1 protein-coding gene is annotated in these 8,120 nt (G+C 63.8%); it reads right to left on the minus strand.

Going from position 1 to position 8,120, the window contains the following annotated elements:
- Positions 1 to 8,120: VCBS domain-containing protein (locus ACIPOO_RS19590; RefSeq protein WP_400609155.1), on the minus strand; the 8,120-nt coding region annotated here is incomplete at both ends.

Genomic DNA, 8,120 nt, shown 5'->3' on the forward strand with positions numbered 1-8,120 from the left:
TTCGTCCACGGCGGCAGTGCTGACGGTCGCCACAGGCGCGTCGTTGGTGCCGGTAACGGTGATGGTCAGGGTCGAAGTGCTGGTGGCGCCCGCTTTGTCGGTGACGGTGAACGGCACGTTGACGGTGGTCGTCTGGCCTGCGCCCAGGTGCTGGTAGGCCGCGTTGCCGGCGTCCAGGGTCCACTGGCCTGCATCGTTGACGGTGAAGCCGGCTGGCTTGTTGGTCACGGTGTAGGTCAGGACGTCGTTGTCGTCGACATCGGTCGCTTTCAACTGGCCGCTGACGGACTTGTCTTCGTCCACGGCGGCAGTGCTGACGGTCGCCACAGGCGCGTCGTTGGTGCCGGTAACGGTGATGGTCAGGGTCGAAGTGCTGGTGGCGCCCGCTTTGTCCGTGACGGTGAACGGCACGTTGACGGTGGTCGTCTGGCCGGCCGCCAGGTGCTGGTAAGCGGCATTGCTGGCGTCCAGAGTCCACTGGCCTGCGTTGTTGACGGTAAAGCCGGCTGGCTTGTTGGTCACGGTGTAGGTCAGCACGTCGTTGTCGTCGACATCGGTCGCTTTCAACTGGCCGCTGACGGACTTGTCTTCGTCCACGGCAGCAGTGCTGACGGTGGCCACTGGCGCGTCGTTGGTGCCGGTGACGGTGATGGTCAAGGTCGAGGTGCTGGTGGCGCCCGCTTTGTCGGTGACGGTGAACGGCACGTTGACTGTGGTCGTCTGGCCGGCCGCCAGGTGCTGGTAAGCCGCATTGCTGGCGTCCAGAGTCCACTGGCCTGCGTTGTTGACGGTAAAGCCGGCTGGCTTGTTGGTCACGGTGTAGGTCAGCACGTCGTTGTCGTCGACATCGGTCGCTTTCAACTGGCCGCTGACGGACTTGTCTTCGTCCACGGCGGCAGTGCTGACGGTCGCCACAGGCGCATCGTTGGTGCCGGTAACGGTGATGGTCAGTACCGAGGTGCTGCTCGCACCGGCCTTGTCGGTGACGGTGAACGGCACGGACAGGGTGGTGGTCTGGCCTGCGGCCAGGTGCTGGTAGGCCGCGTTGCCGGCGTCCAGGGTCCACTGGCCAGCGGCGTTGACGCTGAAGCCTGCCGGTTTGCTGGCATCGGCGACGCTGTAGGTCAGTACATCGCCAGCGTCGACGTCGGTCGCCTGCAGTTGGCCTTTGGTGATGGTGTCTTCAACACCGGTGCCGGAGCTGGCGACTGCCACTGGTGCGTCGTTGACCGCCACCACGTTGACCGTGACGGTCGCGGTGTTGGAAGTCTCGTGACCATCGGTGACGGTGTAGCTGAAGCTGACCGGACCGTTGACGTCCTTGGCCGGGGTGAAGATCACGTTGCCAGCGGCATCCATGATGACCGAACCGACCACTTTGCCGCTGGCGTCGAAGACGTCGGAGGCGACTTTCGGATCATGGCCTTGCAGCGAGTTGATGGTCAGCTTGTCGCCGTCGGCATCGGTGTCGTTGCCCACGATGGTCTGCGCCTTGATGACCAGAGGCTGGTCTTCGAGGGTCGTCAGGGTGCTGTGCGCCAGCGCAATGTCAGGGTTGGTGCCCAGCACGCTGTAGGCGCCGGTCACGTTGTTGACGACCGAGGCCACTTCGACTTTCAACTGTGCCTGACCACCCTGATCCCAATAGACGATCTGGATGTCGTGTTCGCCGCCGTTATCGAGCGTGAACGTGGTGGTATGGGTAGTCGGCGACTGGTTGGCGTTGTACAGCGCCACCTGCTTGCCATCGATCAGCACGATGTAGCCATCGTCTGCAGTGATCTTCAGCGAGTAGGTGCCGGCCGCCATGCTCACCTTGCCAGCCAGCTCGATGATGGCATCGGAAGTGGTGGTCTGGGTGGTGCCATTGGTGTAGACCAGCGAACCCTTGTCGCTGCCCAGGAATGTATCCAGGTTGCCGGAGTGGCCCAGGTCGTTACCGAATCCGCCACCGTAGTTCAGGGTCTTCGCGTCGAAACTCGCGTCAGCCTTGTGCGAGGCGATGAAGTCCAGGGCCTGCTTGATGGTGCCCAGGTTCGGACCGTCGGTGCCTTCCTTGTAGCCGTAGTAGTTGCCTTGCAGGCTGCCGGTGACGGTCGCGCCGATGTCGTTGACGGCAATCGGTGCGTCGTTGGTGCCGGTGATGGTGATGACCAGGTTCGAAGTGCTGGTGGCACCTGCCTTGTCAGTCACGGTGAACGGCACGGTGACGGTGGCGATTTCGCCCGCTGCCAGGTGCTGGTACGCCGGGTTGCCGGCGTCCAGAGTCCACTGGCCGGTGGTGCTGTCCAGAGTGAAGCCGGCGGGCTTGTCGGCATCCTTGACGGTGTAGGTCAGGACGTCGCCGTCATCCACATCGGTGGCCTGCAGCTGACCACTGACGGACTTGTCTTCAGTCACGGCAGCAGCGCCGGGCTTGGCAACCGGCGCGTCGTTGGTGCCGGTGACGGTGATGGTCAGGGTCGAAGTGCTGGTCAAACCGGCCTTGTCGGTGACGGTGAACGGCACGGACAGGGTCGTGGTCTGGCCTGCGCCCAGATGCTGGTAGGCGTCGTTGCTGGCGTCCAGGGTCCATTTGCCGGAGGCATCAACGCTGAAGCCGGCTGGCTTGTCGGCATCGTTGACGCTGTAGGTCAGGACGTCGCCGTCATCCACATCGCTGCCTTGCAACTGGCCAGTCGTGGTGGTGTCTTCCACGCCGGTGCCGGTGCTGACGGTCGCCACAGGCGCATCGTTGGTGCCGGTGACGGTGATGGTCAGGGTCGAAGTGCTGGTGGCGCCCGACTTGTCAGTGACGGTGAACGGGATGTCCAGGGTCGCGGTCTGGCCGGCAGCCAGGTGCTGGTAGGCAGCGTTGCTGGCGTCCAGGGTCCACTTGCCAGTGGCGTCAACGGTGAAGCCGGCTGGCTTGTTGGCATCGGTGACGGTGTAGGTCAGGACATCGTTGTCGTCGATGTCAGTGGCTTGCAGTTGGCCGCTGACGGACTTGTCTTCGTCCACAGCAGCAGTGCTGACGGTCGCCACAGGCGCGTCGTTGGTGCCGGTGACGGTGATGGTCAGGGTCGAAGTGCTGGTCAAACCGGCCTTGTCGGTGACGGTGAACGGGATGTCCAGGGTAGCGGTCTGGCCGGCAGCCAGGTGCTGGTACGCCGCATTGCTGGCGTCCAGGGTCCATTTGCCGGAGGCATCAACGCTGAAGCCGGCTGGCTTGTCGGCATCGTTGACGCTGTAGGTCAGGACGTCGCCGTCATCCACATCGCTGCCTTGCAACTGGCCGGTCGTGGTGGTGTCTTCCACGCCGGTGCCGGTGCTGACGGTCGCCACAGGCGCGTCGTTAGTGCCGGTAACGGTGATGGTCAGGGTCGAGGTGCTGGTTGCGCCCGACTTGTCAGTGACGGTGAACGGGATGTCCAGGGTCGCAGTCTGGCCGGCGGCCAGGTGCTGGTAGGCAGCGTTGCTGGCGTCCAGGGTCCACTTGCCAGTGGCGTCAACGGTGAAGCCGGCTGGCTTGTTGGCGTCGGTGACGGTGTAGGTCAGCACGTCGTTGTCGTCGATGTCAGTGGCTTGCAGTTGGCCGCTGACGGATTTGTCCTCGTCCACGGCAGCAGTGCTGACGGTCGCCACAGGCGCGTCGTTGGTGCCAGTGACGGTAATGGTCAGGGTCGAGGTGCTGGTCAGGCCAGCCTTATCGGTGACGGTGAACGGGATGTCCAGGGTCGCAGTCTGGCCGGCGGCCAGATGCTGGTACGCCGCATTGCTGGCGTCCAGGGTCCACTGGCCCGCGTCGTTGACGCTGAAACCGGCTGGTTTGTCGGCGTCCTTGACGCTGTAGGTCAGCACGTCGTTGTCATCGACATCGGTGGCTTGCAGCTGGCCGGTGCTGGTGGTGTCTTCAGTACCTGTGCCGCTGCTGGCCTTGGCCACAGGCGCGTCGTTGGTGCCGGTGACGGTGATGGTCAGGATCGAGGTGCTGCTCGCGCCCAGCTTGTCGGTGACGGTGAACGGCACGTTCAAGGTCGTGGTCTGGCCTGCGGCCAGGTGCTGGTAAGCCGCGTTGCCGGCGTCCAGAGTCCACTTGCCGCTGGCATCCACGCTGAAGCCCGCTGGCTTGTCGGCGTTCTTGACGCTGTAGCTGAGCACGTCGTTGTCGTCGACATCGGTGGCTTGCAGTTGGCCGGTGGTCTTGGTGTCTTCCACGCCGGTGCCGGTGCTGACCTGGGCAACCGGTGCATCGTTGGTGCCGGTGACGGTGATCTTCAGGGTCGAAGTGCTGGTCGCACCCGACTTGTCAGTGACGGTGAACGGTACGTTGAGGACTGTGGTCTGGCCGGCACCCAGGTGCTGATAGGCCGCGTTGCTGGCGTCCAGGGTCCACTGGCCAGCAGCGTTGACACTGAAACCGGCCGGTTTGTTGGCATCGGTGACGGTGTAGGTCAGCACGTCGTTGTCGTCGACGTCGGTGGCTTGCAGTTGGCCACTGACGGACTTGTCTTCGGTCACGGCAGCAGTGCTGGCCTTGGCCACAGGCGCGTCGTTGGTGCCGGTGACGGTGATGGTCAGGATCGAGGTGCTGCTCGCGCCCAGCTTGTCGGTGACGGTGAACGGCACGTTCAAGGTCGTGGTCTGGCCTGCGGCCAGGTGCTGGTACGCCGCGTTACCGGCATCCAGGGTCCACTGGCCGGCGGCGTTGACGCTGAAGCCCGCTGGCTTGTCGGCAGTCTTGACGCTGTAGGTCAGGACATCGTTGTCGTCGACATCGGTGGCCTGGAGTTGGCCGGTGGTCTTGGTGTCTTCCAGACCTGTGCCGATGCTGGCCTTGGCGATCGGTGCATCGTTGGTGCCGATCACGGTGATTTTCAGGGTCGAGGTGCTGGTCGCGCCCGACTTGTCAGTGACGGTGAACGGTACGTTGAGCACGGTCGTCTGACCGGCTGCCAGGTGCTGGTAGGCCGCATTGCCGGCATCCAGGGTCCACTGGCCAGCGGCATTGACGCTGAAACCGGCTGGCTTGTCGGCAGTCTTGACGCTGTAGGTCAGGACGTCGTTGTCGTCGATGTCAGTGGCTTGCAGCTTGCCGCTGACGCTCTTGTCTTCCAGTGCCAGGGCGCTGCTGGCGGAGGCCACAGGTGCGTCGTTGGTGCCGGTGACGGTGATGGTCAGGGTCGAAGTGCTGGTGGCACCCGACTTGTCGGTGACGGTGAACGGCACGTTCAAGGTGGTGGTCTGGCCGGCCGCCAGGTGCTGGTAGGCCGAGTTGCTGGCATCCAGGGTCCACTTGCCGGTGGAGTCAACGGTGAAGCCGGCCGGTTTGTCGGCGTTCTTGACGCTGTAGGTCAGGACGTCGTTGTGGTCGATGTCAGTAGCCTGCAACTGACCGCTGACGCTGGCATCTTCGTTCACGGCAGCAGTGGTCGCCGAGGCGATCGGTGCGTCGTTGGTGCCGGTCAGCTTGATGGTCAGGGTGCTGGTGTCGGTGGCGCCATGTTCGTCGGTCACGGTGTAGTTGACGACGATGGTCTTGACTTCGCCGGCTGCCAGGCTCTGGTAAGCGGCGTTGCTCGGATCGAAAGTCCACTTGCCCTGAGCGTTCAGGGTGAAGCCGTCAACGGCAGGCGTACCTGGCGTCTGGCTGAAGGTCAGCACGGCGTTGTGGTCGATGTCGGTTGCGGTCAGTTCGCCCGACAGGATCGCCGGCTTGTTGACCTGCTGGGCCATGTGCTGGGCGGTCTCGCCGCTGGTGGTCAGCACATAGTTGCCGGCGTTGGCCGAGACCGCGCCGTTGGTCACGACGGAGTTCACGATAGCGCCGGTGACGTTGCCCACGTTCAGCGTCGAGTTCTGCAGGCTGTCGCCCTGGTTGGCGACGCCGACGACGATCTGATAAGTGCCTGGCTTGTCGAAGACTTGCGAGAACGTCTGGTTGCCTGACGAGCCGTAGCTGCCGACCGCATTGATGTCGCTCAGCGTCGTTGCCGGCTTGCCATTGACCTGTACGAAGGCGAAGTCGTTGTACGGCTTGTAGTCACTGGTGCTGAAGTTCCAGTTGAAGGAGACCTTCTGGTTGGCTTCAGTGGTGGTCACGGTGATGACCATCGACGAGCCGTTGGTGGCGTTGCTCACAACGCCGCTGCCGGTCATCTGGTCTTCCACGGCCGAAACGGTGGCCGCTTGGGCAACCGGTGCATCGTTGGTGCCGGTGACGGTCAGCGTCAGGTATTCGACGTTGCTGGTGGCGTTGTTATTGTCGGTGACGGTGAACGGCACCTTGATGGTCTGGACCTCGCCCTCGGCCAGGTTCTGGTACGCCGCATTGCTGGTGTCCAGGGTCCACTTGCCGGTGGCGCTGTCCAGGGTGAAGCCGGCCGGCTTGTCGGCATCCTTGATGCTGTAGGTCAGGGTGTCGGTGCTGTCCGGATCGCTGGCCAGCAGTTGTCCGGTGGCCAGGCCCGTGTCTTCCTTGGCGGTGCCAACGCTCGCCGAGGCAACCGGTACATCGTTGGTGCCGGTGATGGTCAGGGTCAGGGTCGAAGTGCTGGTCGCACCGGCCTTGTCGGTGACGGTGAACGGCACATCGATGGTCAGTTTTTCACCGGCCGCCAGATGCTGATAGGCCGCATTGCCCGCGTCCAGGGTCCATTGACCGGTGGCGCTGTCCAGCGTGAAGCCGGCTGGCTTGTTGGCGTCGGTGACGGTGTAGGTCAGGACGTCGTTGTCGTCCACATCGGTCGCGTTGAGCTGGCCGCTGACGGACTTGTCTTCGTCCACGGCAGCAGTGCTGACGGTCGCCACTGGCGCGTCGTTGGTGCCTGTAACGGTGATGGTCAGGGTCGAGGTGCTGGTTGCGCCCGACTTGTCAGTGACGGTGAACGGGATGTCCAGGGTCGCGGTCTGGCCGGCAGCCAGGTGCTGATACGCCGCGTTGCTGGCGTCCAGGGTCCACTGGCCCGCGTCGTTGACGCTGAAACCGGCTGGTTTGTCGGCGTCCTTGACGCTGTAGGTCAGGACGTCGTTGTCATCCACATCGCTGCCTTGCAGTTGGCCAGTCGTGGTGGTGTCTTCTACGCCGGTGCCGGTGCTGACGGTCGCCACAGGCGCGTCGTTGGTGCCGGTGACGGTGATGGTCAGAGTCGAGGTGCTGGTTGCGCCCGATTTGTCAGTGACGGTGAACGGGATGTCCAGGGTCGCAGTCTGGCCGGCGGCCAGGTGCTGGTATGCAGCGTTGCTGGCATCCAGGGTCCATTGACCGGTGGCGCTGTCCAGCGTGAAGCCAGCTGGCTTGTTGGCGTCGGTGACGGTGTAGGTCAGGACATCGTTGTCGTCGATATCGGTCGCTTGCAGCTGGCCGCTGACGGATTTGTCTTCGTCCACGGCAGCGGTGCTGACGGTCGCCACTGGCGCGTCGTTGGTGCCGGTAACGGTGATGGTAAGAGTCGAGGTGCTGGTTGCGCCCGACTTGTCAGTGACAGTGAACGGAATGTCCAGGGTCGCAGTCTGGCCTTGAGCCAGGTGCTGGTACGCCGCGTTGGTGGCGTCCAGGGTCCACTGGCCTGCATCGTTGACGGTAAAGCCGGCTGGCTTGTTGGCGTCGGTGACGGTGTAGGTCAGGACGTCGTTGTCGTCGATATCGGTCGCTTGCAGCTGGCCGCTGACGGATTTGTCTTCATCCACGGCAGCAGTGCTGACGGTCGCCACAGGCGCGTCGTTGGTGCCGGTGACGGTGATGGTCAGGGTCGAAGTGCTGGTGGCGCCCGACTTGTCGGTGACGGTGAACGGAATGTCCAGGGTCGCAGTCTGGCCGGCGGCCAGGTGCTGGTATGCCGCGTTGCTGGCGTCCAGGGTCCATTGACCGGTGGCGCTGTCCAGCGTGAAGCCGGCTGGCTTGTTGGCGTCGGTGACGGTGTAGGTCAGGACGTCGTTGTCATCGATATCGGTCGCTTGCAGCTGGCCGCTGGCGGATTTGTCTTCATCCACGGCAGCAGTGCTGACGGTCGCCACAGGCGCATCGTTGGTGCCGGTAACGGTGATGGTCAGGGTCGAGGTGCTGGTGGCACCCGACTTGTCGGTGACAGTGAACGGGATGTCCAGGGTCGCGGTCTGGCCGGCGGCCAGGTGCTGGTATG

Source organism: Pseudomonas sp. NPDC090201, assembly GCF_044746825.1.
Classification (GTDB): Bacteria; Pseudomonadota; Gammaproteobacteria; order Pseudomonadales; family Pseudomonadaceae; genus Aquipseudomonas; species Aquipseudomonas putida_AD.